At 64.3% G+C, this 25,628-nt stretch carries 27 protein-coding genes; 13 read left to right on the forward strand and 14 right to left on the reverse strand.

The annotated features are described in order from the left end of the window. Positions 1-231: 231 nt before the first annotated feature. From NKH04_RS29100 to NKH04_RS29140, 9 genes are all read right to left on the reverse strand, one after another. Entirely contained in the window at positions 232-471 is a 240-nt protein-coding gene (locus tag NKH04_RS29100; RefSeq protein WP_352454766.1) for a DUF680 domain-containing protein, read from the reverse strand. A gap of 67 nt (positions 472-538) precedes the next feature. Continuing rightward, complete coding sequence (locus NKH04_RS29105; protein WP_352769794.1) at positions 539-745, reverse strand: DUF680 domain-containing protein; 207 nt, start codon at positions 743-745, stop codon at positions 539-541. 71 nt (positions 746-816) lie between these two features. Further along, on the reverse strand, positions 817-1,020 hold the full coding sequence (locus tag NKH04_RS29110; protein WP_352472527.1) for a DUF680 domain-containing protein: 204 nt from the start codon (positions 1,018-1,020) through the stop codon (positions 817-819). 443 nt (positions 1,021-1,463) lie between these two features. Beyond that, a complete protein-coding gene (locus NKH04_RS29115; protein ID WP_353045350.1) occupies positions 1,464-2,210 on the reverse strand; it encodes an FAD-binding oxidoreductase in 747 nt (248 codons plus the stop codon). Then, positions 2,207-2,818, reverse strand: a complete 612-nt coding sequence (locus NKH04_RS29120; protein WP_353045351.1) for a molybdopterin-dependent oxidoreductase — start codon at positions 2,816-2,818, stop codon at positions 2,207-2,209. Before NKH04_RS29120 ends, NKH04_RS29115 begins: the two co-directional genes overlap by 4 nt. A gap of 133 nt (positions 2,819-2,951) precedes the next feature. Next, complete coding sequence (locus NKH04_RS29125; protein WP_353045352.1) at positions 2,952-4,505, reverse strand: DegQ family serine endoprotease; 1,554 nt, start codon at positions 4,503-4,505, stop codon at positions 2,952-2,954. A gap of 370 nt (positions 4,506-4,875) precedes the next feature. After that, positions 4,876-5,601: an MBL fold metallo-hydrolase gene (locus tag NKH04_RS29130; protein ID WP_353045353.1), complete on the reverse strand. Its 726-nt coding sequence runs from the start codon at positions 5,599-5,601 to the stop codon at positions 4,876-4,878. Between the two features lie 16 nt (positions 5,602-5,617). Beyond that, the gene (locus NKH04_RS29135) at positions 5,618-6,784 is read right to left on the reverse strand and encodes a diphosphate--fructose-6-phosphate 1-phosphotransferase (RefSeq protein ID WP_352451606.1); all 1,167 of its coding nucleotides are present in this window, start codon (positions 6,782-6,784) and stop codon (positions 5,618-5,620) included. Between the two features lie 95 nt (positions 6,785-6,879). Beyond that, the gene (locus NKH04_RS29140; protein WP_352743868.1) at positions 6,880-7,644 is read right to left on the reverse strand and encodes a L,D-transpeptidase; all 765 of its coding nucleotides are present in this window, start codon (positions 7,642-7,644) and stop codon (positions 6,880-6,882) included. A 187-nt stretch (positions 7,645-7,831) separates the two neighbouring features. Between NKH04_RS29140 and NKH04_RS29145 the strand changes: the two genes are divergently transcribed. From NKH04_RS29145 to xylB, 3 genes are all read left to right on the forward strand, one after another. Further along, on the forward strand, positions 7,832-8,455 hold the full coding sequence (locus NKH04_RS29145) for a LysE family translocator (protein WP_353045354.1): 624 nt from the start codon (positions 7,832-7,834) through the stop codon (positions 8,453-8,455). Between the two features lie 9 nt (positions 8,456-8,464). Continuing rightward, positions 8,465-9,790 (forward strand): tetratricopeptide repeat protein, encoded by a 1,326-nt coding sequence (locus NKH04_RS29150; protein WP_353045355.1) that lies wholly within the window; start codon positions 8,465-8,467, stop codon positions 9,788-9,790. Between the two features lie 191 nt (positions 9,791-9,981). Continuing rightward, positions 9,982-11,436 carry a xylulokinase gene (gene xylB, locus NKH04_RS29155; protein ID WP_353045361.1) on the forward strand — a complete coding sequence of 485 codons (1,455 nt, stop codon included), beginning with the start codon at positions 9,982-9,984 and terminating at the stop codon, positions 11,434-11,436. A gap of 38 nt (positions 11,437-11,474) precedes the next feature. Here xylB and NKH04_RS29160 read toward each other — a convergent pair whose 3' ends face one another. Beyond that, positions 11,475-11,837, reverse strand: a complete 363-nt coding sequence (locus NKH04_RS29160; protein WP_352472535.1) for a nuclear transport factor 2 family protein — start codon at positions 11,835-11,837, stop codon at positions 11,475-11,477. Positions 11,838-11,946: 109 nt separating this feature from the next. On the opposite strand from NKH04_RS29160, the gene xylA reads away from it, so the two are divergent. After that, complete coding sequence (gene xylA, locus NKH04_RS29165; protein WP_353045356.1) at positions 11,947-13,272, forward strand: xylose isomerase; 1,326 nt, start codon at positions 11,947-11,949, stop codon at positions 13,270-13,272. A gap of 132 nt (positions 13,273-13,404) precedes the next feature. On the opposite strand, the gene NKH04_RS29170 is transcribed toward xylA, so the two are convergent. After that, a complete protein-coding gene (locus tag NKH04_RS29170; RefSeq protein WP_352748848.1) occupies positions 13,405-14,037 on the reverse strand; it encodes a TetR/AcrR family transcriptional regulator in 633 nt (210 codons plus the stop codon). Positions 14,038-14,130: 93 nt separating this feature from the next. Here NKH04_RS29170 and NKH04_RS29175 point away from each other — a divergent pair, with 93 nt between their 5' ends. Together NKH04_RS29175 and NKH04_RS29180 are read left to right on the forward strand one after the other, a co-directional pair. After that, complete coding sequence (locus tag NKH04_RS29175; protein ID WP_352748847.1) at positions 14,131-14,787, forward strand: O-methyltransferase; 657 nt, start codon at positions 14,131-14,133, stop codon at positions 14,785-14,787. A 166-nt stretch (positions 14,788-14,953) separates the two neighbouring features. Further along, positions 14,954-15,163, forward strand: a complete 210-nt coding sequence (locus tag NKH04_RS29180) for a hypothetical protein (protein WP_023680243.1) — start codon at positions 14,954-14,956, stop codon at positions 15,161-15,163. Between the two features lie 86 nt (positions 15,164-15,249). On the opposite strand, the gene NKH04_RS29185 is transcribed toward NKH04_RS29180, so the two are convergent. Then, on the reverse strand, positions 15,250-16,230 hold the full coding sequence (locus tag NKH04_RS29185; protein WP_353045357.1) for a GlxA family transcriptional regulator: 981 nt from the start codon (positions 16,228-16,230) through the stop codon (positions 15,250-15,252). Positions 16,231-16,306: 76 nt separating this feature from the next. Here NKH04_RS29185 and bcoG point away from each other — a divergent pair, with 76 nt between their 5' ends. The 7 genes from bcoG (at position 16,307) to NKH04_RS29220 (ending at position 24,327) form a co-directional block, all read left to right on the forward strand. Further along, the gene (gene bcoG, locus NKH04_RS29190; protein WP_352472538.1) at positions 16,307-17,218 is read left to right on the forward strand and encodes a 3-dehydrocarnitine:acetyl-CoA trimethylamine transferase BcoG; all 912 of its coding nucleotides are present in this window, start codon (positions 16,307-16,309) and stop codon (positions 17,216-17,218) included. Positions 17,219-17,249: 31 nt separating this feature from the next. Further along, a complete protein-coding gene (locus NKH04_RS29195) occupies positions 17,250-17,879 on the forward strand; it encodes an HD domain-containing protein (protein WP_352818768.1) in 630 nt (209 codons plus the stop codon). Next, positions 17,876-18,949, forward strand: coding sequence for a 3-hydroxyacyl-CoA dehydrogenase NAD-binding domain-containing protein (locus NKH04_RS29200; RefSeq protein ID WP_352818771.1), 1,074 nt, complete (start codon positions 17,876-17,878; stop codon positions 18,947-18,949). The genes NKH04_RS29195 and NKH04_RS29200 overlap by 4 nt, the downstream gene beginning before the upstream one ends. A 4-nt stretch (positions 18,950-18,953) precedes the next feature. Continuing rightward, on the forward strand, positions 18,954-20,117 hold the full coding sequence (locus NKH04_RS29205) for an acyl-CoA dehydrogenase family protein (protein WP_352818774.1): 1,164 nt from the start codon (positions 18,954-18,956) through the stop codon (positions 20,115-20,117). Positions 20,118-20,318: 201 nt separating this feature from the next. Beyond that, the gene (locus NKH04_RS29210) at positions 20,319-22,397 is read left to right on the forward strand and encodes an acetate--CoA ligase family protein (RefSeq protein WP_352620661.1); all 2,079 of its coding nucleotides are present in this window, start codon (positions 20,319-20,321) and stop codon (positions 22,395-22,397) included. Then, complete coding sequence (locus NKH04_RS29215; protein WP_352451620.1) at positions 22,390-23,172, forward strand: carnitinyl-CoA dehydratase; 783 nt, start codon at positions 22,390-22,392, stop codon at positions 23,170-23,172. Before NKH04_RS29210 ends, NKH04_RS29215 begins: the two co-directional genes overlap by 8 nt. 216 nt (positions 23,173-23,388) lie before the next feature. Then, positions 23,389-24,327, forward strand: a complete 939-nt coding sequence (locus NKH04_RS29220; protein WP_353045358.1) for an alpha/beta hydrolase — start codon at positions 23,389-23,391, stop codon at positions 24,325-24,327. A gap of 46 nt (positions 24,328-24,373) precedes the next feature. On the opposite strand, the gene NKH04_RS29225 is transcribed toward NKH04_RS29220, so the two are convergent. Together NKH04_RS29225 and NKH04_RS29230 are read right to left on the reverse strand one after the other, a co-directional pair. Then, positions 24,374-24,640, reverse strand: coding sequence for a hypothetical protein (locus NKH04_RS29225; RefSeq protein ID WP_352682188.1), 267 nt, complete (start codon positions 24,638-24,640; stop codon positions 24,374-24,376). Between the two features lie 98 nt (positions 24,641-24,738). Beyond that, positions 24,739-25,524 (reverse strand): DUF899 domain-containing protein, encoded by a 786-nt coding sequence (locus tag NKH04_RS29230; protein WP_352682190.1) that lies wholly within the window; start codon positions 25,522-25,524, stop codon positions 24,739-24,741. Positions 25,525-25,628: the final 104 nt, after the last annotated feature.

Below are 25,628 nucleotides of genomic sequence, written 5' to 3' on the forward strand. Positions count from 1 at the left end.
AACACCCAACCCAACCGCGGCCTGTCCCCGGGGGGCCTCCCCCCCCCAAACACCCACGCGGGGCGGCCCGCCCCCCCCCCTCTTGTCTGGAATTCCAGTTCGGCCGATAGAGCGGTTCATCGTTTCACGGAACGCCGAACCGCTCTATCTCCTTGTTTTGACGCAATTCCCAAGGGAAAGCGCTACACGCTTTTCCCGGGAAAACCGTTTCACACTTTTCCTGGAATTGCTCTAGTTGTTGCCGAAGAGGTTGCGGTCGGCGCCCTGAGGCGCGGACTTGGGCACATCGCCAGACGAATTCAGCAGCTTGTAGATCGGCGAGTTGCTGTCCCGCACCGAATACGTCTGCGTCTTGTCGACGTTGACGGTCGACTGCTTGTTGATGTCGGTCCCGCCAACATTGTCGTTGCGGGCATAAGCGCTGCCGGCGGCAATCAAGAGCGCGGCGGCAGTAAGAACAATCTTTTTCATTTTGGGTCTCCTGGATTTTCGAAATCAAGCGGCGGGCATGCCGCCGCCTTGATGGTGGGATCGGCTGTTAGTTGTTGCCGAAGAGGTTACGGTCGGCGCCCTGGACAACCGGCTGCTTTTCAGCCTGGTTCGACGTCTTGACGGAAGCCGTGTAGGAGCTGTCGACCGAGACAGCAGGCGGGTTGGCTCCGTTGGAACCAAAGTTGTCGCTGCCGGCGAAGGCGCTGCCGGTGATGGCCAAAACGGCGGCGGCAGCAAGAACGATCTTTTTCATCTTAATACTCCTGAATTTTTCAGATCCCCGGACGGCGGATATGCCCGCCGCCCTGATGCTGGGATCGGCTGTTAGTTGTTGCCGAAGAGGTTACGGTCGGCGCCCTGGACAGCCTGCTGGTCAGCATGAGCCGGCTTCTGAATGGAAGCCGTATACGAGCTGTCGACCGCAGCGGCAGGCTGGTTCGCACCCTTGGAACCAAAGTTGTCGCTGCCAGCGAAGGCGCTGCCGGTGATGGCCAAAACGGCGACGGCGGCAAGAGCGATCTTTTTCATTTTTTAGTACTCCAGTATCTTAGTTTTCCGTCCGTCTAGCGGCGTGCCTTGGGGGGAATTCGCGTCGTTCGGACAGCCCCGATGTGGGAAAGCCGATGGCCAGTTTCCAATCACGAAGTTTTTTGGTGTGGACCAAGAATCTACACCTTGAAATTGTGCCAGAGATTCCCTTCGCCACATTTTTATCGTTTAATGTCAAGCAGATAGTCTATCGCCTCGGTCTGGCTGCAAGATGACTTGGGAGGCAGCGTTCACAGCATCCTGCACGCATTGTCAACAGAAACGAACCGTTCGGTTCGATTTTTTAAACCGATAAAAGTCGCAGCCGAGGTTCTTTGTCGAATCGTTAACCATTTCGGCCGAATGCGGCGTCGGCGTTGCGGCTGCTTTTGGCCTGCCTTATGCCGCCCAACGAAGGCAGCAACCGGGCAAGCAGAACCGGGTCAGACCCCGTAACGTTCGGTGCGGATTAGTGCCGCAGGCACCCCGGCATCGATCAGTGCCTCGGCGGCGGCCGTCACGAATGCGTTCGAGCCGCAGACAAAGGCGAGCTTCGGCGGCGCCGGCAGCCTGGTCATGGCTTGCACCATCATCGCGGCGTCGACCCGCCGCGCATAATCCGCCGGACGGCGGGCCGGCTCGCGCGTCAGCGTCAGCACCAGGTCGAAGCCATCCCTGCGCTCGGCGAGGTCGATTAGTTCGTCGCGAAAGATCACCTCGTGCCAGACCCGCGCCGAAAACACCAGGGCGGTGGCGACCAGCGATCCCCGCATCGCCCGGTGACGGAGCATCGACATCAGCGGCACCACGCCCGACCCACCGCCGACGAGCAGGAGCGGGCCGCCATCGCCGTCGGACCAGACGAAATGGCCGCCGAGCGGCCCGCGCAATTCGACCTCGTCGCCCACCGCCGCGATCTCGTGAAAGAACGGCGAGACCTCGCCGTCCTCGAGTTTTTCAATCGCCAGCTCGATGGTCTCGCCGGTCTCCGGCGCCGAGGCGATGGAGTAGGAGCGGCGCGCCTGATAGCCGTCCGGCGCCGTCAGCCTGACATCGACATGCTGTCCGGCACGATAGACGAAGGGCCGCGACGGCTGCAGGAAAAAGCTGGTGACGCGCGGCGTGCGCTTTTGGATGCGGGTGATGGTGACCGCCTGCCAGGGCGACTGCGCCGCCGGTGCGTCGCTCATGGATCGTTCGTGTAGCGCTGCTCGCGCCACGGATCGCCATAGATGTGATAGCCTCGCAACTCCCAGAAACCCGGCTCGTCACGCTCTGTGAACTGCAGCCCGTTCAGCCATTTGGCCGATTTCCAGAAATAGAGATGCGGAACGAGCAGCCGGGCCGGGCCGCCATGGTCGGGAGTGATCGGCTTGCCCTCGTAAAGCAGTGCCACCATCGCCTTGCCGCCGGTGAGATCCTTCGTCGGCACGTTGGTGGAATAGCCGTCGAAACCCAGCGCCAGCGTGAAGGCGGTGGGCGGCTCGATGCCGGCGTCGGCAAGAATGTCGTCGACGAGCACGCCCTGCCACGCCGTGTCGAACTTGGTCCATGCGGTGACGCAATGGATGTCGCGCGTCATCTTGGTCAAGGGCAGCGCGTTGAACTCGGCCCAGTTCCACTTCTTGATCGGCCGCGGCCCGTGCTTAAGCGTGAACGACCAATCCTCGGTGCGGACATGCGGCGTCGGGCCGGCCGACAGGACCGGGAAACCTTGCTCGAGATATTGCCCCGGCGGGATACGTGCATCCGTATCCTTCGGCGGCTTTCGTCCGGAAGAGAAACCTCGGGTAACCATCGAGAATATCCGTTTGCGCAAGGTCCAATCGACCTTTGTCAGTTTTCTCGAAGACGCGAGCGCGGGCAACCGAAATCTTGGCTCCGGCCCAGCGGCAATGCTCTACATCGATCTTGGCAGCGCGGCGCCCGCTTCAGCCGCTGGCGAAGGGGACGGCGACGAACATCTGGGCGTCGCCGCGCTCGACAAGCAGCAGCACCGATTTCTTGCCGGATTTGGCAGCCTGCACAATCGCCTGATTTGCCTGCCTGGCGCTCCTCACCGGAGTCTGGTCGACGCCGACGATGATGTCGCCGGGCTGGATGCCGGAAGCCGACGCCGCCTTGTTCGGGTCGACGCGCTCGACCAGTGCGCCGTGCTGGTTTTCTGGCAGGTTCATTGCCTGGCGCACATCAGGAGTGACGTCCATCAGGCCGAGACCGAGCGCCGGTGCGCGAAGGCCCTGCCCCGTCGACGGCTGACCTGAATCGCCGGTCACCGATCCCGTCGCCGTGTCGTCTTCGTTGCGCCCGATCTCGACGGAGATCTGCAGGCTTTTCCCATTGCGCCAGACATTGAGGGCTTCCCTCGTGCCAGGCGCAACGTCAGCGACGGCGCGCGACAGATCCCTCGGATCCTTTATGTCCTGGCCGGCGAAGCTGGTAATGACATCGCCGGTCTTGATGCCGGCCTTGGCGGCCGGCGATCCGTCGCTGACCTGCGCGACCAGCACGCCGGTAGGGTGATCGAGGCCGATGGCGCTCGCCACATCAGGCGTCACCGGCTGAATCTGGACGCCGAGATAGCCGTACTGGATGGAGCCGCCCTTCATCAGCTTGGCGACGACCTTTTGCGCCTGGTCCGAGGGGATGGCGAAGCCGACGCCGACGCTGCCGCCATTCGGCGAAAAGATCGCGGTGTTGATGCCGACGACATCGCCGTACACATCCGTCAGCGGGCCGCCGGAATTGCCCCGGTTGATCGGTGCGTCGATCTGGATGAAGTCGTCAAACGGGCCGCTGTGCAGATCGCGGCCGCGCGCCGAGACAATGCCGGCGGTGACCGTGGTGCCAAGGCCGAAAGGATTGCCGAAGGCGAGCACCTGGTCGCCCGGCATGAGCTTGTCCGAATCGCCCCATTTGACGGTCGGCAAGGGCTTGCCGGCGTTGACCTTGAGCACGGCAAGGTCGTTCTTCGTGTCATGGCCGATCAATTTGGCGGGAAGCTCGGTGCCGTCGTCGAGCATCACCTTGACCGACTGGGCGCCGTCGACGACGTGATTGTTGGTGACGATCATGCCGTCGGCACCGACGATGAAGCCTGAGCCGAGGGCCTCGGTGCGCGGCGCCTGTTCCGGCGGTGTCTTGGGGGCGGGCAGTCCCTGGTCACCGAAGAAACGGCGGAAATAGTCGTCGAAAGGCGAGTTGCCACCGAACTCGTTGCCACCGAATGGGGAGGCCTCGCTCGTGGTGTCCGACTGCGCCGATTTCATGAGGGTGGTGATCGTCACCACTGCCGGTTTGTCGGCCGCCACGACCGGAGCGAACGAGCCGCGGGGCGCCGTCATGCCGGTGACAGGTGGGGTCACTGTTGCCGCCAGGACATCATTCAGCCTGGGAGCGAAGGACAGGGCGAAGGGGCTGACGATCAGCGCGGCGCCCAGCAGAGCGGCGACGCGATGTCTGCGAAGGGTCTGGATTGGTGACATGGCCGTTGTCCGGGCGAGAGATTGGTCTTGCGCCGCGACGTTCCGTCACCGGAACAATTCATCGGCGCGTCGGTCGTCGGCCTTGCCTGTCTCGCCTGTCACGGCAGCCGACCGGATCGACAGCCCCGCATCTAGGGCGCCGATTATGGTTTCCAGATAATATTACGAAGATTTAATTTCCAGCCGGCAACCGCCTCGCGGCGTTGCCGCCGAAACCCGAAAATACAAAACCCGCCTCGGGAGGGGCGGGTCGGTTGGGGCGAATCAGCACCATACCGATATTAGTAGCATAGCTGCCGGCACAAAGCAAGAACAAAATAGCTGCCCAAGACAAATCGCTTCAGATTTGCGCCGCCTCAGCCGAGGCCTCCTATTCGCCTTTCCGGTCGGTCCGGCTGAGATAGGTGGTGGCGATCTCGCGCATCCGCCTGCCATCGAAGCTCGGTCCATGGCCGCCATGGCCGATCCGGATCGGCAGCTCGAGCAGGCGCTGCATCGTGCGGCGATAGGCGGCACGATCCGAATCCGGCAGGTCGTCGATCAGCATGGCGTCGTAGATGGCGTCGCCGGCGAAGAACAGGCCGTCAGCCTCGTCGAACAGCGCGATCGAATCCGGAGAGTGGCCGGGCAGATGCAGGACGCGGAATTGGCGGTCGCCGAGGTCGATCCTATCGCCCTCGTCCAGGGTCCGGGCCAGAGGCGCCGGCTGAATCCTGTAATCGGCCGCCTTCCAGCCCTTTGCCGGCAGCCTGGAGACGGCGCCTTCCAGATCATGGAACATGTAGGCGTAGGTCACCGCTTCATCCATGCTGTCGAACTGCGCGGCGCTGTGGCGCGGCCCTGCCCGCAGCGGAAACTCGTGCAGCGAGCCGACATGATCGAGATGGATATGCGTGGCGACGACGAGCAGCGGCTTGCCGGACGGCGTGTCGATCTGCGGCGCCAGCGAGCAGATCCCCATGCCGGTGTCGACCAGCAGGTCGACATCGCGGCCGCGCAGATGCCAGATGTTGGCGCGCACGAATTCGTGCACGAAGGGCTCGGTCAGCATCGTCGTATTGGCGTTGACGATGGTTTTGCTGAACCAGCTGTCCATCAGATCAAGGCCGGCATCAGACGAACGGCTTGCCGACCTTGTACTTTTGCGGGACCAGCCGCTTCAGATAGGCCATCCCCGCATCGGACAGCCGGTTGACATCCGGCAGCATGAAATCATCCGGCATATGGCGCGTCTTGCCGGCGACGTTCTTCAGCGGCACCTTCTTCAGCACGGTTTTCTTGCCGTCATATTGCAGCGCCACCGAACCGCCGCCCTCGTCGGCCACCGTGACCGCGAAGGCACCGGCATCGAAGGCCTCCTGCGCGTCCACCGCGCTGATGGCGCCGACATAGCCGCGCGGCATATAGCCGAGCGCATCGACGCGCGCCCGCTTGCCCGGCAATCCTTCGGCGAGCGCGCGCTCCAAGGCTGCCGGCAGGTCACTGCCCGACAGCTTGACGTTGCCGTGCTGGTCTCGCTCCAGCCTTTCCGGCGGCACCAGGCTTTCGACCAGCGCCTTGCCGTCGGCGGTGCTGACGCCTTCGGAGACGGCGACGATGCAGCGCTTGTGGCGGTCGAGCGTTGCACGAACGTCGTCGATGAAACCGGCCGCCGAGAACGGCCGCTCCGGCACGTAGACGAGATGCGGGCCGCTGTCCTGATCGAGCTGCCAGGCCGCGGACGCGGCCGTCAGGAAACCGGCATGCCGCCCCATGACAATGCCGACATAGATGCCCGGCAGAGCGCGGAAATCGAGATCGACCGAAAGGAATGCTCCAGCGACGAACTCGGCCGCCGACATGAAGCCGGGCGTGTGATCGTTCTCCTCGAGATCGTTGTCGATGGTTTTCGGCGCATGCACGAAGGCGATCTTGCCGCCGGCGGCGTCGGTGAGGATCTGCTGCGTGCCCGAGGTGTCGTTGCCGCCGATATAGATGAAGGCGTCGGCACCGGCTTTCTTCAAGCCGTTGAGGATGAGGTCGCAATAGGCGGCATCCGGCTTGTCGCGCGTCGAACCAAGCGCGGCGCTCGGTGTCGCCGCGATCAGCCGCAGGCGATCCTCGGGGATGGCGGAAAGATCGACGTAATTGCCGTCACGAATGCCGCGCACGCCGTGGATGGATCCCAGCACCTTGGCGCCGGGATGCCGCTTGCGGATTTCGAGCGCAGCACCCACCACGGTCTGGTTGATGACGGCGGTCGGGCCGCCGCCTTGCGCGATGACAAAAGTTCCGGCCATTGTTCACGTCTCCCGGGCGATGAAATCGCAGGCACATTCGCCTGTCTTGCGGCATCGCGCAACGGCAGAGTGATCGCTGAAGGCGAAGCCGCCGTTCAGACGACGACGACCGGGTTTTTCTTGGAGACGCGGCTGTAGAGGTCGATGATGTCCTGGTTGATCAGGCGCACGCAGCCCGACGACATCGCCTGGCCGATGCTCCACCATTCGGGCGAGCCGTGGATGCGATAGCCGGTGTCGCTGCCGTTCTGATAGATGTAGAGGGCACGCGCGCCGAGCGGATTGTCGAGGCCGCCCGGCTGTCCGCTTTGCCATTTCACCAGTTCCGGCCTGCGGGCGATCATCTCGGGCGGCGGGGTCCAGACCGGCCATTCCTTGCCGTACTGGATGTTGGCGCGGCCGGACCAGCGGAATCCGTCCTTGCCGATGCCGACGCCGTAACGGATCGCCTCGCCGCCGGGCTGCACCAGATAGAGCAGCCGTTCCTGCGAGTGAACGACGATGGTGCCGGGTTGCTCGCCGGTCGGATCGACGACGATCTGGCGGCGGAACTCCGGCTTGACCTTGAGGTAGGGCACTTCCGGCACATTGAAGCCACCGTCGGTGAGCGAAGCGTACATCACGTCGGGGCTGGTAATGTTCTTGTCGACGCTGATACTCGGACGGATGGGCCGGATCGAGCCGGTGGTGACGTCGTCGAGCTGGAGCGACGGCAGATCCAGCGTCTGGCTGCAGCCGGCGACGCCGAGCAGCGCCAGCGCACCGGCGCCGGACAGCACCGTGCGACGGGAAAGCTGTATTTCGGTTTCGATTGCGTCGCCATTGTGCGGCAGCGACAGACCGTGCGGCAACTCACGCATTTACCCAAACCCCACGCTATCGGCGGGAAACACGCTCCGGCCGTATGCCAGGCATTTTCGCCAATCATGGTTGAAAAAGCGTGAAGGCCAGCCGCCTGGCGTTAACGAGGGGCTTTTTCGATTTTGCCTCTTTACATCTGCGCGAGGCCAAGGATTTATCCTCTTCTTTGAGCTCAAGGAGAAGAAAATGTCCTTCGAAAACTGGGCCGCCTTTGCCGCTGCCTCGGCAGTCCTTCTGGTCATTCCAGGTCCCACCATCCTGCTGGTGGTGTCCTATGCGCTCGGCCAGGGCTGGCGCACCGCGCTGCCGATGGCAGTCGGCGTGGCGCTCGGCGACTTCACCGCGATGACATTGTCGATGCTGGGCATCGGCGCGCTGCTGGCGGCGTCGGCCACCGTGTTTACCGTGCTGAAGGTGACCGGCGCCGGCTATCTGATCTATCTCGGCATCAAGCTGTTTCGCGCCGGCGGCGCGCTCCGGGCCGAACCGCGCACCGATGCGGTGTCGTCGGCGAAAATGATGGTGCACGCCTGGCTGGTTACCGCGCTCAATCCGAAAAGCATCACCTTTTTCGTCGCCTTCCTGCCGCAGTTCCTCGACCGGCATGCGGATTTCTGGACACAGATGCTGATCTTCGAGACGACCTTCCTGGCGCTCGCCTTCGCCAATGCCTTCGGTTATGCGCTGATCGCGGCAAGGGCGCGCAACGTCGTGCGCAACCCAAAGGCGATCCGCATCTTCAACCGCACCGGCGGCACGCTGCTGGTCGGCGCCGGCATCGCCACAGTGGCGATGCGCTCGGGCAACTGAGGACAGACCATGGCGGTGAGCGATGCATTCGGCCTGACGCTGTCTGGCGCGACGGAGGCCGGGCTCTCGTCCTACAGCCGGGCTGTTCGCGAATTGCAGTGCTTCATCGGCGATCCGGTCGGTTCCGTTGACCGGGCAATCGCCGAAGATCCCGGCTTCGTCATGGCGCATGTGTTCAAGGGTTATCTCTTTGGCCTCGCCACAGAGCGTGAGGCGACGGCGGTGGCCAAGGCATGTCACGAGGCGGCGCTGCCGCTTGCCGCGACAACACGCGAGCAGGCGCATGTCGCCGCCCTTGGCCACCTTGCGGAGGGACGCTGGCACGAGGCCGCCCGCGTGCTGGAGGATATCGCCATCGAGTTTCCGCTCGATGCGCTGGCGCTGCAGACCGGCCACCAGATCGACTTCTTCACCGGCAATGCGCGCATGCTGCGCGACCGCATCGGTCGCGCGCTGCCGTCCTGGCAGAGCGACATGCCGGGCTATCACGCCATACTCGGCATGCAGGCCTTTGGCCTGGAGGAAATGGGCGATTACGCGCGCGCCGAAAAACTTGGCCGCACGGCGGTCGATCTCGAGCCGCGCGACGGCTGGGCCCAGCATGCGGTGGCCCATGTCATGGAGATGCAGAGCCGGCAAAAGGACGGCATTCTGTGGATGCGCGCCAATCCCGAAGCGTGGACGCGGGAAAGTTTCCTGCAGGTGCACAATTGGTGGCACCTGGCGCTGTTCCACTACGATCTCGGCGAAATCGACGAGGTGCTGGCGCTCTATGACGGGCCGATCTATGGCGAGCGCTCGACGCTGGCGCTCAACATGGTCGACGCCTCGGCGATCCTGTGGCGGCTGCATCTCGGTGGCGTCGATGTCGGCGAGCGCTGGGCGACGCTCGCCGCCAACTGGTTGCCCATGGCCAGCGCCGGCCACTATGCCTTCAACGACGCCCACGCGATGATGGCGTTTGTCGGTGCCGGCCTCGAAGCGCCGGCCCGCAACTTGCTCGAGGCGCAGCGCGAGGCGATGCGCGGCAAGGACGACAACGCCGGTTTCACCAGGGATGTCGGCCATCCCCTGACGCTCGCCATCAAGGCATTCGGCGAGGGCAATTATGCCGGGACGATACGCCTGATCCGGCCGATACGGGCAATCGCCCATCGCTTCGGCGGCAGCCACGCACAACGCGACGTCATCGACCTGACACTGATCGAAGCGGCATTGCGTTCCGGTGATGGCGCGCTGGCGAGGGCGCTTGCGGCGGAACGCGCGCTGGCACGGCCGGACAGCCCGTTGTCGGCACTGTTTTCACGGCGTGCAAACGCTCCCGCGGCGAATTGACCACGGCCACATCTTGCCTTAAAAACTGCCCCGGCCTGATTTTTTCGAGCGTCGAAAAAATCTTCGCGTGTTGACCGGGGTGCGTTTCCGGCGGCACGATTGCCGGGATATCTTCGCCGCCCGTGTCACAGGACTGGGCAGCGAAGCAAGAAAGACCGTCGCCGCCAGGCATGACGGACATGGGAGGAAACATGTATCTCGGCCTCGATCTCGGCACGTCGGGCGTCAAGGCGCTGCTGATCGATGCAAGGCAGAGCATCGTCGGTTCCGGCCATGCGCCGCTCGACGTGTCGCGCCCGCATCCCGGCTGGTCCGAGCAGAACCCGGCCGACTGGATCCGCGCCTGCGAAGCGGCGGTCGACGAGCTGCGGTCAATGCATGCGAAGGAACTCGCGGCGGTCAAAGGCATCGGCCTTTCCGGCCATATGCATGGCGCCACTCTGCTCGATGCCGCCGACCAGGTGCTGCGCCCCTGCATTCTATGGAACGACACACGCAGCCACGCCGAGGCGGCCGCGCTCGATGCCGACCCGCGCTTTCGCAAGCTGACCGGCAACATCGTCTTTCCCGGCTTCACCGCGCCAAAGCTGGCCTGGGTCAGGAACAACGAACCGGCTGTTTTTGCCAAGGTGGCAAAGGTTCTGCTGCCGAAGGACTTTTTGCGGCTCTGGCTCGCCGGCGAGCATATTTCGGAAATGTCGGATTCGGCTGGCACGTCGTGGCTCGATGTCGGCAAACGCGCCTGGTCCGCCGAACTGCTCGCTGTCACGTCGCTCGACGAAAGCCAGATGCCGTCATTGGTCGAAGGCACGGCCAAGGCCGGTGCCTTGCGCGCCGAACTGGCCGCCAAATGGGGCATGCAGGCGGGCATCCCGATCGCCGGCGGTGCCGGCGACAACGCGGCTTCGGCCTGCGGCATGGGCACGGTCGGCGCCGGCCAGGCGTTCGTCTCGCTCGGCACGTCGGGCGTGCTTTTTGCCGCCAACGCGTCGTATCTGCCCAATCCGGAAAGCGCCGTGCACACATTCTGCCACGCACTGCCCGGCACCTGGCACCAGATGGGCGTCATCCTGTCGGCAACCGATTCGCTCAACTGGCTGTCGGGGATCGCTGGAAAAAGTGCCGGCGAGTTGACCGCCGAACTCGGCGATTCGCTGCAGGCGCCGAGCGGTGTCTCTTTCCTGCCGTACCTGTCAGGCGAGCGGACGCCTCACAATGATTCCGTTATTCGGGGCGCCTTTACCGGGCTTGCCCACGAGTCCGGCCGCGCGGCGCTGACCCAGGCCGTGCTCGAAGGCGTCGCCTTCGCTTTCCGCGACAGCCTCGAAGCCCTGGCCAAAGCCGGTACGACGCTGACCCGGGTGACGGCGATCGGCGGCGGCTCGCGTTCGCGCTACTGGCTGAAGGCCATCGCCACAGCGCTTGGCCTGCCAGTCGATATCCCAGCCGACGGCGATTTCGGCGCCGCCTTCGGAGCGGCCCGGCTTGGCCTGATCGCGGCGACAGGCGCCGATCCGCGCGCCGTGTGCACGGCGCCGGCGACGGACGCCACGGTCGAGCCGGTCGCCGCACTAAGCGATGCCTATGCAGATGCCTGTCAGCGCTACCGCCAGCTTTACCCGGCGATCAGGAGCGCCACGGCGTGAGCGGTTTCCCGCCCTCGCCGTGGCCTGCCGAGAAGGCCTCACTGTGCCGGCACCTTGTCGAGAAAGCCGGTGACGCTTTTCAGCCGGCCATTTTCGATGACGCCGATATCGGTGCCTTCGATGACGGAGCCGACGCCTTCCGGCCCGAGGTTCCAGGAGAAGCGGATGGTATCGGCGAAGCCGTCCGGCTTGCCTTTCAGCGAGAACCTGAAGCCGGCAAAGCGCTGCTGAACGCCTTCGATCAGCGCGGCGATGGCGTCATGGCCGTCGCCCTGCATGATCGGATCGCGGTAGCCGACGTCCTCGGTGAAGGTCGCCTCGAGCAAGGCTTTCCTGCGTGCGGCGTCGCTCTCGTTCCAGGCGGCGATGTAGTTTTCGGCAATGGTGTTGAGGTCGGTCATGGTCTGTCTCCTTCGTTGGGTGGCTTTGACATGAGCCTTTTCGACCAGCGCCAGCGCGAAACCAATTACGCCTGAAGTAATCAGGCCGAACCATGCGAGAGGAAAAAACATGAGCAGCGGTTTTTTCGGCGACATCCAACAGATCAAATACGAGGGACCGGATTCGACCAATCCGCTGGCCTATCGGTTCTACAATCCCGACGAGATCGTCGCCGGCAAGCGGCTGGAAGACCATCTGCGCTTTGCCGTCGCCTATTGGCATTCCTTCGCCTGGCCGGGCGGCGATCCGTTCGGCGGTCAGACGTTCGACCGGCCATGGTTCCCCAAGGCCGGCGGTACCGACACGATGGAGCTGGCCAAACTCAAGGCCGACGTCGCCTTCGAGATGTTTTCGCTGCTGGGCGCGCCTTATTTCTGCTTCCACGATGCCGACGTGCGGCCGGAGGGCCGGGACTTTTCCGAAAGTGCGGCGCGGCTCGACGAGATCGCCGATTATTTCTCGGGAAAGATGAAGCAGACCGGCGTCAAGCTGCTGTGGGGCACGGCCAACCTGTTCTCCAACCGCCGCTTCATGTCGGGCGCCGCCACCAATCCCGATCCGGACGTCTTTGCCTATTCGGCGGCGACGGTGAAACACTGCATCGACGTCACCAAGCGGCTGAACGGCGAGAACTACGTGCTGTGGGGCGGCCGCGAGGGCTATGAGACGCTGCTCAACACCGACCTTGCCCGCGAGCAGGAACAGGCCGGCCGTTTCCTCAACCTGGTCGTCGATTACAAGCACAGGATCGGCTTCGAAGGCACCATCCTGATCGAGCCGAAGCCTCAGGAGCCGACCAAGCACCAGTATGATTACGACGTCGCCACCGTCTATGGCTTCCTCAAGCGTTTCGGACTGGAGAACGAGGTCAAGCTCAACATCGAGCAGGGCCACGCCATCCTGGCCGGCCATTCGTTCGAGCATGAACTGGCGCTGGCCAATGCGCTCGGCATTTTCGGTTCGATCGACATGAACCGCAACGACTACCAGTCGGGCTGGGACACCGACCAGTTCCCCAACAATGTGCCGGAGATGGCTCTGGCCTACTACCAGGTGCTGCAGGCCGGCGGCTTCAAGACCGGCGGCACCAATTTCGACGCCAAGCTCAGGCGCCAGTCGCTCGACCCGCAGGATCTGCTGATCGGCCATATCGGCGGCATGGACTGCTGCGCTCGCGGCCTCAAGGCGGCAGTGCGCATGGTCGAGGACAAGGCGCTGTCCGCCCCGCTCGCCGAGCGCTATGCCGGCTGGGATTCGGCCGAGGCCAAGGCGATGCTTGCCGGCAAGCGCACGCTGGAGGAAATCGCCGAGCGCGTCGTCAAAGAGAAGATCGAGCCGCAGCCCAGATCCGGCCGCCAGGAATTGCTCGAAAACATCGTCAACCGGTACGTCTGAGGCGTACCGTTTTCACGGCCGCATTGTTCAGCGGCCGCCGGCTAAAGACGGCTTTCCGCGGGGCTGAACCGACGAAGGTTTTGCCCCGTGTGAAACTCGCGTGGCCTGTTCGCTGACTGGGTCTGGCGCGCCTTAGCCGTGATCGAGGCCTCTCAGGTAGGCGCAAAACATGTCGGCCATGGCCTTGGCGTAGACTTCAATCTCCTTGGGCGTTCGAGGCGTCTCCGAGAACTGCTTCCCCACCGTGCTGAGCGTCGTCATGACCAGGTCGCCGGCCAATTCGCGAGTCGCTTGCGCGGCGCTCGGCAACGCCTCCTGCATGAAGAGCTGGATGGTGCGGTCTCCGGACGCCCTCGCCGCCTGCGCCTCGGGCGCGTCGCGGTAAAGCGGGGCGGCGTCGTCGAGCGCCACACGCACCGCAGCCTCCTCACACTCCGAGCGGAGGAAGGCGTGGACCAGGTCGCGCAGCCGGTCAAGCGGCGGTTTCCTGATATCCTCGAGGATATCGCGCAGCAAACTGGTCGTCTGCCGCCATTCGTCGCTCTGGAGCCGGAACAGGATCGCCGCCTTGTTCGGAAAATACTGATACAGCGATCCGACGCTGACGCCGGCCTTCTCGGCCACGCGCGCCGTGGTGAAGCGCTGCGCGCCTTCCCTCGCCAAAACCTGAACAGCAGCCTGCAAAATCGCAGCGACGAGCTCCGCCGAGCGGGCCTGCTTCGGCTGTTTTCGCGAGGAAATCCGCGGACTTCGGTTGTCGCTCATTGAGAGCCGCGCCAATGCGATTAGCGAATGCGAATGATTAGTCGTATTTTGAATGTCGCACAAGAACGCATTCAATTCCGACTGGAGACCGATATGACCACACTGACGACAACGCCGCTCGCGCCCCTGCTGGACCGCCTGTTCGAGGAAGCCGCTGCGGCAACAAGCCCTGCAGTGGCGGAACTCTCCGCCGAGGAGCGGATGCGGCTGGTTCGAAGCAAGACCGAATACCTCGATTTCTATGGGCGGCTAAGGGATCTCTGGCTTCCCGTTTCGCGAGAGACCGGCACGCTGCTCTACATGCTGGCACGAGGCAGCGGCGCACGGACGATCGTCGAATTTGGAACCTCGTTCGGCATCTCGACCCTGCACCTTGCCGCAGCCTTGCGGGACAATGGCGGTGGCCGCCTGATCACCAGCGAGTTCGAGCCATCCAAGGTCGCGCGCGCGAGGAGTAATCTGACAGCAGGTGGTCTCATTGACATGGTGGAAACCCGCGAAGGAGACGCGCTGCAAACATTAAGCGTCGATCTTCCCGAAAGCGTCGACCTGCTTCTGCTCGACGGCGCCAAAGCGCTCTATCCCGAGATCTTGAGTCTGGTTGAAAGCCGCCTCAGACCGGGCGCCTTCGTCGTTGCCGACAACGCAGATCTTTGCCCCGAATACCTCGAGCGGGTGCGCTCGACCGGGAGTGGCTACATGTCCACGCCGTTCGGCGAGGATGTTGAACTGTCGATGCGGCTTGGCTGAAGCACTGCGTGACCTGCCGGAACGATCGTGCCCAAGATGGGCGGCGGCGGACAAAACTTTGCCCGGCATCGCCCATCAATCGCCTCGCTCTTGCCTTCAAACAGCCGTCACGAACCTCCTATAGTGTGGTTCGTGGCGGGATTCAGAAAGAAGGAGGCGAAACGATATGCAGCACGAACGCGAAATCGACGCCCTGCTCTCATCTGGCGAGGCTGGATCGATCATCGACCGGCTGATGGCGCTGCCGCACCCGAAACAAGGTGCGCTGAGTGCAAACGAATGGGATCGCGCGGTCGCCAGCCGCTTCGAGACCCATCTTGCGAGACAGATGCGCTCGCAGATCGACGGCAGCAGCGACCGCCAGGACGCTGCCTGATCTACCTTTGCCTATGGATGTCGTTATCGCAAAACCGCTACGCACGCTCGGGTCAAGCCCGTGGCCAGGCTTTTGGGCGACATGCATTATCCCCGACGCAGCCTGACCGGCGCTTCGCCGAACGCTCTTGAAAACGCTCTGGAAAATGCCGCGGCGGACGAAAACCCCGTTCGCCCGGCAATGTCCGCCATGGCGATGCGCGTGTCGACCACCAGCCGGCGCGCGGCGCCGAGGCGCAGCCTGAGGTAATAAGCGCCGGGCGTTTCGCCGATCGACTTGCGAAAGATGCTTTCCAGCGTCCGTGCCGTCACCCCGGCGCGCTTTGCCACGGCCGCGATAGTCAGCGGCTGGTCGACATGCGCTTCCATCAGCCGGATGGCTTGCGCCAGCCTGGGATCGTAGCCGTCAAGACGGCCGAGCGAGACCAGCGGTTGCGCGTCCGTCGCGGCGCGCGGCTGGTCGTAGATGAAGACGCTCGCGACATCTAGCGCCACGGCCATGCCGAGCCGCGTGCGGATCAGATGCAGCATCAGGTCGAAGGTCGGCGAGGCGCCGCCGGTGGTGAACACCGGGCCATCGATGACGTAGCGGTCGGGGCGCACGTCGACGCCGGGAAAGGCCGACGAGAAATCCTCCATGTCCTCCCAGTGGGTGGTGGCGCTGCGCCCCTCCAGCAGACCGGCGCGGGCAACCAGCCAGGTGCCGGCCTCGACGCCGCCCCAGGCGCGTGCCGCGCGCGCCGCCCGGCGCAGTCCGGACAGCAAGGCCGATGTGGCATGGTTCTGCGAGCCGAAGCCGGCGACGACGACCAGCATATCGGTTGTGTCAGCCGCATCGAAGCGGCCGCTGACCGCCACCGGCAGGCCGCATGTGGTGACCGGCGCCTCGCCTGTCACCGAGACCAGCCTGAAATCGAACAGCGTCTCACCGGCAATGCGGTTGGCGGCGCGCAACGGATCGACGGCCGAGGCGACGCACATGATCGACGAGCCGGAGAATACCAGCAGCGTTACCTTGAGCGGCAAACGCTCGGCCCGAAAGATCGTCGGTTTTTCGTTTTTGGTCACACGATCTTCGTAAAACGCAAAACAGTTTCCGGCAAGTCAGGCATTCTTGCCCTACGTTCTATTGGGAGAGAATCCGATGCCGTTAGCGATGAACCGTGAGGTTTTCATTACCTGTGCCGTGACCGGGTCCGGCAGTTCGCAGGATCGCAGCCCGCATGTGCCGCGCTCGCCCAGAGAGATCGCCGATTCGGCCATCGAGGCGGCAAAGGCGGGTGCGGCGATCGTGCACTGCCACGTGCGCGATTCCGAGACCGGCAAGCCTAGGCGCGACGTGCATCTCTATCGCGAAGTAACCGAGCGCATCCGCGCGGCAGACGTCGACGTGGTGCTGAACCTGACCGCCGGCATGGGGGGTGACATGGTATTCGGCCCGCCGGAGAAACCGCTGCCGCTGAACGAAAAAGGCACGGACATGGGCGGCGCGAGCAACCGCATGGAACATGTGCGCCAGTGCCTGCCGGAAATCTGCACGCTCGATTGCGGCACCATGAATTTCGCCGAGGCCGATTATGTCATGACCAATACGCCCGGCATGCTGCGTGCCATGGGCGGCATGATGACGGCGCTCGGCGTCAAGCCGGAGATCGAGGCCTTCGACACCGGGCATCTGTGGTTCGCCAAGCAATTGGTCGAGGAAGAAGTGCTGAAGCCGGACGCGCTGGTGCAATTGTGCATGGGCGTGCCGTGGGGCGCGCCGGACGACCTCAACACCTTCATGGCCATGGTCAACAATGTACCGTCGACCTGGAACTGGTCGGCCTTTGCCATTGGCCGCAACCAGATGGCCTATGTCGCGGCCGCGGTGCTGGCCGGCGGCAATGTCCGCGTCGGACTGGAGGATAATCTCTGGCTCGACAAGGGCGTGCTGGCGACCAATGCGCAGCTGGTCGAGCGGGCGGTCAGCATCGTGTCGAATATGGGCGCCAGGGTCATCGGCCCGGACGAAGTCCGCAAGAAGCTGAACCTGACGAAGCGCGCACCGCTTTGAAAAGCCGGTAGCCGGTTGGGAGGAGCCGCCGATGAAGACCGTGAAATTCACCGCCATGAAGGACGGCGACCGCGAGGATTACGCCTTCCTCACCGAGCACGAGATCGACTACGCGGCAAAGACCGGCGAGCGGCTGCTCGACGCGCTCGTCCAGCTCGATGCGAGCCTCTCGGGCTACAAGATCACCCGGCTCGGCCATTCGCTGCAAGCGGCAACGCGGGCCTGGCGCGACGGCGCCGACACCGACTGGATTGCCTGCGCCTTGCTGCACGATATCGGCGACATCTACGCGCCCTATAACCACGACGAGTATGCGGCGTCGATCCTGAAGCCTTTTGTGCGCGAGCAATGCACCTGGGTGGTGGAGAAGCACGGCGATTTCCAGCGCCTCTATTACGCCCACCACCTCGGCGGCAATCCACACGCCCGCGACCGTTTCGCCGGGCACATCTACTTCGACGATTGCGATGAGTTTTGCGAACGCTGGGATCAGTCGAGCTTCGACCCGGATTACGAGACATTGCCGATCGATTTCTTCCGGCCCTTCCTGCTCGAAGTGTTCGCGCGCAAGGCCTATGACGCGTCCGTGATCCGTGCCGGCGAGCGCGTCGCCCTCACCGACCCCGCAACAGCCAGGACAAGAACCGGAGCCTCCGCATGAGCATCATCAACAAGGCGGCCGCCATCGGCGGCGGCGTCATCGGCGCCGGCTGGGTGGCGCGGCTGCTGCTCAACGGCATCGACGCGTCGATCTTCGATCCCGACCCCGAGGCGTCACGCAAGGTCGGCGAGGTGATGAAGGGAGCGCGACGCGCCTACAAGCAGATGCTGCCCGGCGGCCTGCCGAAGGAGGGCAAGCTTACCTTCGCCAAGACGATCGCCGAGGCGGTGGCAGACGCCGACTTCATCCAGGAAAGCGTGCCGGAGCGGCTCGACCTGAAGCACCGCGTGCTGGCCGAGATCGACCTTTATGCGCCGGCCAACGCCATTGTCGGATCCTCCACCTCCGGCATCAAGCCGACCGACATGCAGGTGGCGATGAAGAAGCACCCGGAGCGGCTGGTCGTCGGCCATCCGTTCAACCCCGTCTATCTGCTGCCGCTGGTCGAAATCGTCGGCGGCGAACAGACCTTTCCCGAGGCGATCGAAGTCGCCAAGGAGATGTATGCCTCGATCGGCATGAAGCCGGTGGTGATCCGCAAGGAGATCGAAGCCTTCGTCGGCGACCGGCTGCTCGAAGCGGCCTGGCGCGAGGCGCTGTGGCTGGTCAAGGACGGCATCTGCACGGTCGAGGAGCTCGACGACATCATGCGCTACGGCTTCGGCCTGCGCTGGGCGCAGATGGGCATGTTCCAGGTCTATCGCGTCGCCGGCGGCGAGGCCGGCATGCGCCACTTCATGGCGCAGTTTGGCCCGTGCCTGAAATGGCCGTGGACCAAGCTGATGGACGTGCCGGAGTTCAACGATGAACTGGTCGAGCTGATCGCGACCCAGTCGGACGATCAGGCGCACGGTCTGTCGATCCGCGAGCTCGAAAAGATCCGCGACGACAATCTGGTCGCCATCATGGAGGCACTGTCGAAGCAGAACAAAGGCAAAGGCTGGGGTGCCGGCGCCCTGCATAAGGACTACACCAGGCAGCTAGCCAAGCTCGCGGCCAAGAAGCCCACCGCCTCCAAGGCGGCCGAAAAGGCAAAGGCTGAAAAGCCGAAGAAAAGGAAGAAAGGCTGAGACCATGGATTTTGGTCTTTCGGAGGAGCAGAAGCTCATCGTCGAGACGACGCGGGCCTTCGTCGAGAACGAGCTTTACCCGCATGAGCGCGAGGTTGAACGCACCGGCGTGCTGCGCCGCGAGCTGATCGAGGAGATCAAGGCCAAGGCGATCGGAGCCGGCCTCTATGCCGCCAACATGCCGGCCGACGTCGGCGGCGCCGGGCTCGATACGGTGACCTGGCTGCTCTATGAAAAGGAACTCGGCCGCGCCAATTACGCGCTGCATTGGACCTGCGTGGCGCGGCCTTCGAACATCCTTCTCGCCGGCACGCCGGAGCAGCGCGAAAAATATCTGTTTCCCTGCATTCGCGGCGAGAAATGGGATTGCCTGGCAATGACCGAGCCGGGCGCCGGCTCCGATCTGCGCGGCATGAAGGCAACCGCCGTGCAAGACGGCGACGACTGGGTGCTGAACGGCACCAAGCATTTCATCAGCCATGCGGACCTCGCCGATTTCGCCATCGTCTTCATGGCCTCGGGGGAGGAAGAGTCTTCGCGTGGAAAACGCAAGAAGATCACCGCCTTTTTCGTCGACAAGGGCACCAAGGGTTTCACCGTGCGCGACGGCTACCGCAACGTCTCGCATCGCGGCTACACCAATGCCATCCTCGAATTCGACGATTGCCGGTTGCCGGCCAGTCAGGTTCTGGGCGAGGTCCACAAAGGCTTCGACGTCGCCAATTCATGGCTTGGCGCGACGCGCCTGCAGGTCGGCGCCACCTGCCTCGGCCGCGCCGAGCGGGCGCTTGGCCACGCCGTCGAATACGCCGCGCAGCGCCAGCAGTTCGGCCAGCCGATCGGCAAGTTCCAGGGCGTGTCGTTCAAGCTCGCCGACATGGCGACCGAGCTGAAGGCCGCCGACCTGATGGTGTTCGAAGCCGGCTGGAAGTACGATCAGGGTACCGTCACCGACCAGGACATGGCCATGGCCAAACTGAAGGCCACCGAGATGCTCGCCTTTGTCGCCGACGAGGCGATCCAGATCCATGGCGGCATGGGGCTGATGGACGATTTGCCGCTCGAGCGCATCTGGCGCGACGCCCGCGTCGAGCGCATCTGGGAAGGCACCTCGGAAATCCAGCGCCACATCATCTCGCGGGCGCTGCTGCGCCCGTTCGGGGGCTGAACAGCGCAATGTTTGCATTCCTTCGCGCCCCCCTCTGTCCTATCGGACATCTCCCCCTCAAGGGGGGAGATCGGCCGCCATTCCTGATTTCGCCAGTTATTGCCGTTGCATGCCTGGGGCCGGCGGCCCAACTGCCAATCTCCCCCCTTGAGGGGGAGATGCCAAGTTTTGGCAAAGAGGGCAGGGCAGAGGAGGGTGTTCATGCACAAACTTGAGCGCCTTTTGCGCCCGCGGACAATCGCGGTCTTCGGTGGCGCGCAGGCTGCCGCCGTCGTCGCGCAATCGATCAAGATGGGCTTTGCCGGCGAGATCTGGCCGGTGCATCCGAGCAAGGCCGAGGTCGCCGGCCGCAAGGCCTATCGCTCGGTGGCCGAATTGCCCGGTGCGCCGGATGCCGCTTTCGTCGGCGTCAACCGGCACTTGACCATCGAAGTGGTCAAGGCACTGGCCGAGCGCGGCGCCGGCGGTGCGGTCTGCTTCGCCGCCGGCTTCCTCGAAACCGAGGCCTATGACGAGGACGGCGAGCGGCTGCAGGCCGAGCTGGTCGCGGCGGCGGGCCAAATGCCAATCATCGGGCCGAACTGCTACGGGCTCATCAACTATGCCGACGGCGCGCTTTTGTGGCCCGACCAGCATGGCGGCATCAGGCTGCCAGAAGGCGGTCGCGGCGTTGCCATCATCACCCAGTCGTCGAACATCGCCATCAATATGACGATGCAGAAGCGCGGCCTGCCGATCGCCTTTCTGATGACCGCCGGCAACCAGGCGCAGACCGGGCTTTCCGAAATGGCGCTCGGCCTGATCGAGGACGACCGTGTCACCGCGCTCGGCTTGCATATCGAGGCTTTCGATTCGGTAGCCGGCTTCGAAAGGCTGGCGGCACGGGCGCGCGAGCTGAAAAAGCCTGTCATCGCCATGAAGGTCGGCCGCTCCGAGCAGGCGCGGCAGGCGACCGTTTCCCATACCGCGTCGCTGGCCGGCTCGGACGCAGCGTCCGGCGCCTTCCTGAAGCGGCTCGGCATCGCCCGCATCGATTCGATCCCGGCCTTCATCGAGGCGCTCAAGCTGCTGCACGTCACCGGCCCCCTGCCCGGCTACCGGCTGTCGTCGATGAGCTGTTCGGGCGGCGAGGCGTCGGTGATGGCCGACAGCGCCGAAGGCCGCTGGGTGACGTTTCCGCCACTCACCCCCGAGCACCGCGCGCATGTCAAATCGACGCTCGGGCCGCTGGTCGCGGTGGCCAACCCGCTCGACTACCACACCTTCATCTGGAACAACGAGCCGGCGATGACCGCCACCTTCACCGCGATGGTGTCGGGCGGCTTCGACCTCAACATGCTGGTGCTCGATTTCCCGCGCCCCGACCGCTGCTCGGACACCGACTGGTGGGCGACGCTGCGCGCCTTCGAAGTGGCGCTGAAGACCAACAGCGCGCAAGGCGCGATCGTCTCCTCGCTGCCGGAGAACCTGCCCGAGGAATACACTGCCGGCCTGATGGCGCGGGGCATGGTGCCGCTGTTCGGCATCTCCGAAGCCATGGACGCCGCCCAGGCGGCGGCCTTCATCGGCTGGGCCTGGCGCGAGCCGCAGGCGCAGCCGATCGACACTTCGGCGTCCGGCGCGCCGGTCGGCGACCATGTCACGCCGGACGAGGCCGAGGCGAAGGCGCGGCTCATCGAGGCCGGGCTCCCCGTGCCGAAGGGCGAGCGCGCCGGCAACGCGGTCGAAGCTGTCATCTCCTCGATGGCGCTCGGCTTCCCGGTGGCGCTGAAGGCCCTTGGTGTCATCCACAAGTCCGAGCTCGACGCGGTCCGGCTCAATTTGAGGGATGCCGAATCCGTCAGCACCGCCGCCCACGATCTCGGCCCGCTCGGCACGGGCCTTTATGTCGAGCGCATGGTGCGCGACGGCGTCGCCGAGCTGCTCGTCGGCTTCACCCGCGACCCGATGTTCGGCGCCGTGATGACGCTCGGCACCGGCGGCGTGCTGGTCGAGCTGTTGCGCGACAGCGTCACGCTGATGCTGCCGGCGACCCGCGACGATATCGAGGCCGCTTTGCGCGGGCTGAAACTGTTCCCGCTGCTCGACGGCTATCGCGGTCGGCCGAAGGCCGATGTCGCAGCGGCAATCGATGCGATATCGGGCATTGCCGCTTTCGTGCAGCAAAACGCCGGCGAGATCGAGGAACTCGACATCAATCCGCTGATCGTCTGCACCGAAGGCAAGGGCGCCTGGATCGCCGATGCGCTGCTGGTGCTTGGAGACAAGAAGAATGTCTGAAATCATTTCGACCCGCCGCGAAGGCGCTGTCCTCGAAGTCACGCTCGACCGGCCCAAGGCCAATGCCATCGACCTGAAGACGTCGCGGCTGATGGGCGAGACTTTCAAGGCGTTTCGCGACGATCCCGACTTGCGCGTCGCCATCGTCAAGACCGCCGGTGACAAGTTCTTCTGCGCCGGCTGGGACCTGAAGGCCGCGGCCGGCGGCGACGCGGTCGACGGCGACTACGGCGTCGGCGGCTTCGGCGGGCTGCAGGAACTGCGCGACCTCAACAAGCCGGTGATCGCCTGCGTCAACGGCATGGCGGTCGGCGGCGGCTTCGAACTGGCGCTATCCTGCGACCTCATCTATGCGTCGGACCACTCCTCCTTCGCGCTGCCCGAAATCCGCGCCGGCACGCTGGCCGATGCGGCGACGATCAAGCTGCCGAAGCGCATCCCCTACCATGTCGCCATGGACCTTCTGCTCACCGGCCGCTGGATGGATGTCGCCGAGGCGCATCGATGGGGCCTAGTCAACGAGGTGCTGCCCAAGGAAAGACTGGAGGACCGGGTCTGGGAGATCGCGCGGCTGCTCGCCAGCGGCCCGCCGCTGGTCTTCGCCGCGATCAAGGAGACGGCCCGGGTCGCAGAATCGCTGACTTTCCAGGACGCCATGAACCGGGTGACGCGCCGGCAACTGTCGACGGTTGACGCACTCTACGGCTCGGAGGACAATCTCGAGGGCTTTCGCGCCTTTGCCGAAAAGCGCGATCCGGTGTGGAAGGGGAAGTAGTGGTATTGCAGGAATGATGGCGCTCACCCCCCTCTGTCCTGCCGGACATCTCCCCCTCAAGGGGGGAGATCGGATGTCATCATCGCTTTCGCCAATTGTCGACGCCGGAGAAAAGGCGGTTTCGCCGAAGCTGCCGATCTCCCCACTTGAGGGGGAGATGGCCGGCAGGCCAGAGGGGGGTGTTCAGGCGGATTCATTGCGATCCATTCAGCGCCCATGACCGACTACAAAACCCTCATCGACGCCGAGACCTGGGCCTTCATCGAGCGGACCAATTCTTATTATCCGCCCGATACGATCGACTACACCATCGCCGAGCAGCGCGAGATCTACAACCGGATGTGCCGCGAGTTCTTTGCCGGCTATCCCCAAGGCGTCACGGCGGAAACCACCGCCATTGCCACACCCTGGCACATTCCGATCCGCGTCTACCGCGCCCCGGCGCCGGAAGCGGCGGCGATGGTGCTTTATTTCCATGGCGGCGGTTTTATCCTCGGCGGGCTCGACAGCCATGACGACCTCTGCGCCGAGCTTTGCAGCCGCACCGGCTACGAAGTGGTTTCGGTCGACTACCGGCTGGCACCGGAACACCTTCATCCGGCCGCCTTCGACGATGCCATCAGCGCCTTCGAATGGGCGGCGGCGACTTTCGAGCGTCCTGTCCTGCTCTGCGGCGACAGTGCCGGCGGCAATCTCGCCGCCGCCGTCAGTCACGCAACGCGTGGCCATGCGCGCAAGCCGATCGGCCAGATTCTGGTCTATCCCGGTCTTGGCGGCGACAGCTCCGCCGGTTCCTACGTCACCCACGCGGAAGCGCCGATGCTTACCGCGCGCGACCTCCTTTTCTACAGGGACATCAGGACAGGTGGCGAGGATCGCACCGGCGATCTCACTCTGTGGCCGCTCGCCGACGCCGAGTTCGCCAATCTGCCGCCCACCGTCGTGATCACCGCCGAATGCGACCCGCTGTCGTCGGACGGCGAAGCCTATCGCGACCGCATCGTTGCCGCGGGCGGGCGCGCCTGGTGGCTCGAGGAGCCGGGGCTGGTGCATGGCTATTTGCGCGCCAGGCACACGGCCGGCCGGGCCCGCTCGAGCTTTACCCGGATTGTCGATGCGGTAGCGGTTTTGGGAAGGGGCGAGTGGATCTGGTGAGGGATGTCTTCCCGACCAGAACGGGCCTTTGTCGGCCGGTACAGCTCTATTTGCGGCGGCGTCGCCGGCCGGAAACCTGCTTCAGCCAAGGTCCTAAATGGAAGCCGCTCATCAGCAGGTACATCGGCACCATGCCGTCGAGCGGTGACGCCTCTTGCCCGGTCGAGCACATCATGTCCGGCGCTCCGCCGAGAAGCGTCAGCAGCGCCATGGTTGCGAAGGTCGGCGCGGCCGCAAAGGACAGCCAATCGGCTGCACTATGGTCGGCCGGGCTCGCATCGCCGGTGGATCCGCCTGCATGAATCTCGCTCATGTCCGTAGTCCTGCATAGCGAGCGGGATGCGTCGAATTGAACCGTGCATCCCGCTCCTCCAATTGTCCTGGCTGCATTTCCGCGACGCCAAAGACGTTCTATTCGGTGCGATTCCGGAACGCGGCCTCTCCGGCGTCCGATATCTCGACCCATTTTTTGTCGGGGACGGCTTCGGCGCCGTAATTGTCGTGCCAATTCCACCACTTGTACGTCGGCGTCTGCGGATAGCCCTCGGGCGAATCCTCCCAAACCTCCTGGCGGCCGAGCGGCGACAGGTCGAGATAGCTCCATACGGTCCCCATCGCCTCGTCACCGCGGTTGTTGATGAAGTAGGTGCGGAACACGCGGTCGCCGTCGCGGATGAACACGTTGTGGCCGTGCCACTCGTCAACGCCGAAGTCGGCATCGAAGCTGTCGGTGATGGTGTACCAGGGCATCTTCCAGTCCATCCGCGCCTTCAGCCGCGCAATGTCGGCCTGCGGTGCGCGCGAGGCGTAGGCAAGCGTGGTGTCGCGGGCGTTCAGATGGGCGAGGTTGCCGACCTGGTCCGCCCCCAGCGAACAGCCGCGGCAAGCGTGGTCGGGCCAGCCGAATACGCCGGGCTCGAAGAAGGCGCGGTAGACGATCAGCTGACGGCGGCCCTCGAACAGGTCGAGCAGGCTCACCTTTCCATCAGGCCCTTCGAACGTATAGGTCTTCTCCACCGCCATCCACGGCATCCGCCGGCGCTCGGCGGCCAGTGCGTCGCGAGCCCGGGTCACGGTCTTCTCTTTCACGAGCAGTTGCTGGCGCGCGGCCTCCCACGCGTCAGACGAAACGACCGGTGGTGTCTTCATCGCGAGCCGCTTCGTCTGCTCGCCTGTGCCATTCTGATGTGCCGTCATTGTGCATCTCCTTGCTGGTTTGTCGCCGCAGGCGCGACGTGTTGGGTCGTCAGATAGGATAGGGGCGATAGCGGGTTGGCGAGAGTGACAAGTGTGACGCGATT

The organism is Mesorhizobium sp. M1365, from assembly GCF_040317865.1.
GTDB lineage: Bacteria > Pseudomonadota > Alphaproteobacteria > Rhizobiales > Rhizobiaceae > Mesorhizobium.

What these genes read in the sequence shown, in the direction of transcription:
- NKH04_RS29100 (WP_352454766.1), bottom strand. Translation starts at nt 471, where the DNA reads ATGAAAAAGATTGTTCTTACTGCCGCCGCGCTCTTGATTGCCGCCGGC.
- NKH04_RS29105 (WP_352769794.1), bottom strand. Translation starts at nt 745, where the DNA reads ATGAAAAAGATCGTTCTTGCTGCCGCCGCCGTTTTGGCCATCACCGGC.
- NKH04_RS29110 (WP_352472527.1), bottom strand. Translation starts at nt 1,020, where the DNA reads ATGAAAAAGATCGCTCTTGCCGCCGTCGCCGTTTTGGCCATCACCGGC.
- NKH04_RS29115 (WP_353045350.1), bottom strand. Translation starts at nt 2,210, where the DNA reads ATGAGCGACGCACCGGCGGCGCAGTCGCCCTGGCAGGCGGTCACCATC.
- NKH04_RS29120 (WP_353045351.1), bottom strand. Translation starts at nt 2,818, where the DNA reads ATGGTTACCCGAGGTTTCTCTTCCGGACGAAAGCCGCCGAAGGATACG.
- NKH04_RS29125 (WP_353045352.1), bottom strand. Translation starts at nt 4,505, where the DNA reads ATGTCACCAATCCAGACCCTTCGCAGACATCGCGTCGCCGCTCTGCTG.
- NKH04_RS29130 (WP_353045353.1), bottom strand. Translation starts at nt 5,601, where the DNA reads ATGGACAGCTGGTTCAGCAAAACCATCGTCAACGCCAATACGACGATG.
- NKH04_RS29135 (WP_352451606.1), bottom strand. Translation starts at nt 6,784, where the DNA reads ATGGCCGGAACTTTTGTCATCGCGCAAGGCGGCGGCCCGACCGCCGTC.
- NKH04_RS29140 (WP_352743868.1), bottom strand. Translation starts at nt 7,644, where the DNA reads ATGCGTGAGTTGCCGCACGGTCTGTCGCTGCCGCACAATGGCGACGCA.
- NKH04_RS29145 (WP_353045354.1), top strand. Translation starts at nt 7,832, where the DNA reads ATGTCCTTCGAAAACTGGGCCGCCTTTGCCGCTGCCTCGGCAGTCCTT.
- NKH04_RS29150 (WP_353045355.1), top strand. Translation starts at nt 8,465, where the DNA reads ATGGCGGTGAGCGATGCATTCGGCCTGACGCTGTCTGGCGCGACGGAG.
- xylB (WP_353045361.1), top strand. Translation starts at nt 9,982, where the DNA reads ATGTATCTCGGCCTCGATCTCGGCACGTCGGGCGTCAAGGCGCTGCTG.
- NKH04_RS29160 (WP_352472535.1), bottom strand. Translation starts at nt 11,837, where the DNA reads ATGACCGACCTCAACACCATTGCCGAAAACTACATCGCCGCCTGGAAC.
- xylA (WP_353045356.1), top strand. Translation starts at nt 11,947, where the DNA reads ATGAGCAGCGGTTTTTTCGGCGACATCCAACAGATCAAATACGAGGGA.
- NKH04_RS29170 (WP_352748848.1), bottom strand. Translation starts at nt 14,037, where the DNA reads ATGAGCGACAACCGAAGTCCGCGGATTTCCTCGCGAAAACAGCCGAAG.
- NKH04_RS29175 (WP_352748847.1), top strand. Translation starts at nt 14,131, where the DNA reads ATGACCACACTGACGACAACGCCGCTCGCGCCCCTGCTGGACCGCCTG.
- NKH04_RS29180 (WP_023680243.1), top strand. Translation starts at nt 14,954, where the DNA reads ATGCAGCACGAACGCGAAATCGACGCCCTGCTCTCATCTGGCGAGGCT.
- bcoG (WP_352472538.1), top strand. Translation starts at nt 16,307, where the DNA reads ATGCCGTTAGCGATGAACCGTGAGGTTTTCATTACCTGTGCCGTGACC.
- NKH04_RS29195 (WP_352818768.1), top strand. Translation starts at nt 17,250, where the DNA reads ATGAAGACCGTGAAATTCACCGCCATGAAGGACGGCGACCGCGAGGAT.
- NKH04_RS29200 (WP_352818771.1), top strand. Translation starts at nt 17,876, where the DNA reads ATGAGCATCATCAACAAGGCGGCCGCCATCGGCGGCGGCGTCATCGGC.
- NKH04_RS29205 (WP_352818774.1), top strand. Translation starts at nt 18,954, where the DNA reads ATGGATTTTGGTCTTTCGGAGGAGCAGAAGCTCATCGTCGAGACGACG.
- NKH04_RS29210 (WP_352620661.1), top strand. Translation starts at nt 20,319, where the DNA reads ATGCACAAACTTGAGCGCCTTTTGCGCCCGCGGACAATCGCGGTCTTC.
- NKH04_RS29215 (WP_352451620.1), top strand. Translation starts at nt 22,390, where the DNA reads ATGTCTGAAATCATTTCGACCCGCCGCGAAGGCGCTGTCCTCGAAGTC.
- NKH04_RS29220 (WP_353045358.1), top strand. Translation starts at nt 23,389, where the DNA reads ATGACCGACTACAAAACCCTCATCGACGCCGAGACCTGGGCCTTCATC.
- NKH04_RS29225 (WP_352682188.1), bottom strand. Translation starts at nt 24,640, where the DNA reads ATGAGCGAGATTCATGCAGGCGGATCCACCGGCGATGCGAGCCCGGCC.
- NKH04_RS29230 (WP_352682190.1), bottom strand. Translation starts at nt 25,524, where the DNA reads ATGACGGCACATCAGAATGGCACAGGCGAGCAGACGAAGCGGCTCGCG.